Source organism: Bacillus sp. AFS088145, from assembly GCF_002564465.1.
GTDB lineage: Bacteria > Bacillota > Bacilli > Bacillales > Bacillaceae_G > Gottfriedia.
Genome location: NZ_NUUX01000072.1, coordinates 1 through 1,980 on the forward strand (window position 1 = coordinate 1; position 1,980 = coordinate 1,980).

A 1,980-nucleotide genomic window follows, 5' to 3' on the forward strand; every position below is an offset into this window, starting at 1 on the left:
TATTTTCAATATAGTTAAAACCTTGAGATTTCCAAAAAGATTTTGCTTTTTGGTTATTAATTAATATACCTAATCGTAAACCGTGAATATTTCTTTTTATAAGTAGTTCTTCAAATAAAATAAATGCGTTTGTTCCAAATCCATAACCATGGTAATCATGATGAATCATTAAAAGACCTAACCACGGGGAACCATCTTTAGGATTTAGCTCTAAAAAATCAATTAATCCTATATAGGTATCATCTAATTTAATAAAATAAGTTTCCGTTTGGTGTGAAGAAGAAAAATATTCCTTCATTAGTTCTTCTTTTGATCTAGTTAAACGACCATTCTCCATTAAATTGTAATTTTGATTCGAATTTGTAATTTCTTCAATTACTTCAATTAAGTCAGTTGTAATTCTTTCAAATGTTATCACTTTTTTAGTCCTTTCATTGGTATATCAACTATTTGTTTGGAAATAGTAAGTTTGAGCAAATAAATAGAAAATGCTAATTCTCATATGGTATACTTTCTTTGAAATTATAACAAATTATGTCAAACTACATATTTTACTTATGTAGCTTGCGCAGGTAGGAGGAAAAATAAATGGCAATTGTTAATGCAACAAACGCAACGTTTGCAGAAGAAACAAAAGAAGGTGTAGTATTAGTTGATTTTTGGGCAACTTGGTGTGGTCCTTGTAAAATGATTGCTCCTGTATTAGAAGAATTAGCTTCTGAATACGGAGAAAAAGTTAAAATTGTTAAAGTTGATGTTGATGAAAACCAAGAAACAGCAGCTAAATTTGAAGTTATGAGCATTCCATCATTATTCGTTCTTAAAGACGGCGAAGTAGTTGAAAAAACTTTAGGTTTCAAACCTAAAGAAGCTTTAGAAGAATTAATTACTCCACATATTGGTTAATTATAATTTGTAAGAAATGCACTCATAATATGAGTGCATTTCTTTTTTTTTGCATTNNTGCATTTTTAATTAAAACTGGCTAGTACAATATTTATAAAATCAATAGCTTAAGCCAATGTAAATGTTTTCATTATCATTAGCAATATGATCGATTAGAGTAATGTTAAAAATTTCTAATGTAAATAAGATTGACTATTTTTCTGTCACGTTTTATATTTAATAAGCATTAATATTTAACAAGCATTAAATATTTATTTGGATTAATTTTTAAAGGAGGTTAACTTTCTTGGGTAACAAAAATGAGTACATTGAACGGATTCAGATTGCACTTCAAAGTACTATTCATAAAATGCAACCAAAGGTGACAGAAAGTATGAATAGTCATGGTGTAACAGCTACTCAATTTTTTGTTTTAATGTACTTACGAAAAAAAGAAAGCTGTAAAATATCTGAAATAGCAGAGATGATGGGTGTAAAACCAAGTGCAGTATCATTTATGATTGATCGACTTGAACATAATGACTTTGTATATAGAGAACATGATAAAAAGGACCGAAGAGTTGTAAATATTATGTTAACTGAGGAAGGTATTAAAAAATTAGAATCAGTGATAAAAGATCGGAAAGAAATTTTTGAAAGTTTCTTGTTTAACCTTTCTGACGATGAGTTATTACAATTTGCAAAGATCACTGAAAAGCTTGCAAATGCTGTAGCAGATCGATAGAAATTTTTACAAAATACTTTTTTTTATTACTAATTATAAAAAGAAAAAAGATATGAGAGAGAAGGGAGAAATATACTTTGACTACAAATACAGTTGTTCAAAAAGATGGCAGTCGTAAACTATTGCTGATTGGTCTAATTATTGCAATGTTTTTCTCTGCATTAGATGGCACGATAGTTGGTACTGCAATGCCTAAAATAGTTGGAGACCTTGGTGGTTTAAGTATGATGACTTGGCTTACAACAGCATACTTATTAACTTCAACTACTGTAGTGCCGATCGCAGGTAAATTAGCAGACTTATTAGGTCGTAGAAGTGTTTATATTGCTGGTTTAGTTATTTTTATGGCA

Annotated in this window: 4 protein-coding genes; 3 read left to right on the top strand and 1 reads right to left on the bottom strand. The window is 29.0% G+C overall.

Going from position 1 to position 1,980, the window contains the following annotated elements; translation table 11 throughout:
* The coding region (locus COI44_RS23655; RefSeq protein ID WP_098430059.1) for a GNAT family N-acetyltransferase at positions 1-418 on the bottom strand (418 nt) is incomplete at its 3' end.
* Between the two features lie 170 nt (positions 419-588).
* Here COI44_RS23655 and trxA point away from each other — a divergent pair.
* The 3 genes from trxA to COI44_RS23670 form a co-directional block, all read left to right on the top strand.
* Positions 589-906 carry a thioredoxin gene (gene trxA, locus COI44_RS23660; RefSeq protein ID WP_056472391.1) on the top strand — a complete coding sequence of 106 codons (318 nt, stop codon included), beginning with the start codon at positions 589-591 and terminating at the stop codon, positions 904-906.
* A 286-nt stretch (positions 907-1,192) separates the two neighbouring features.
* A complete protein-coding gene (locus COI44_RS23665) occupies positions 1,193-1,630 on the top strand; it encodes a MarR family winged helix-turn-helix transcriptional regulator (protein ID WP_098430060.1) in 438 nt (145 codons plus the stop codon).
* 146 nt (positions 1,631-1,776) lie between these two features.
* Positions 1,777-1,980: MFS transporter (locus COI44_RS23670; protein WP_286164070.1), on the top strand; the 204-nt coding region annotated here is incomplete at its 3' end.

Excerpts from the sequence above, each read along its gene's own strand:
- trxA (WP_056472391.1), top strand. The coding sequence starts at position 589 with ATGGCAATTGTTAATGCAACAAACGCAACGTTTGCAGAAGAAACAAAA.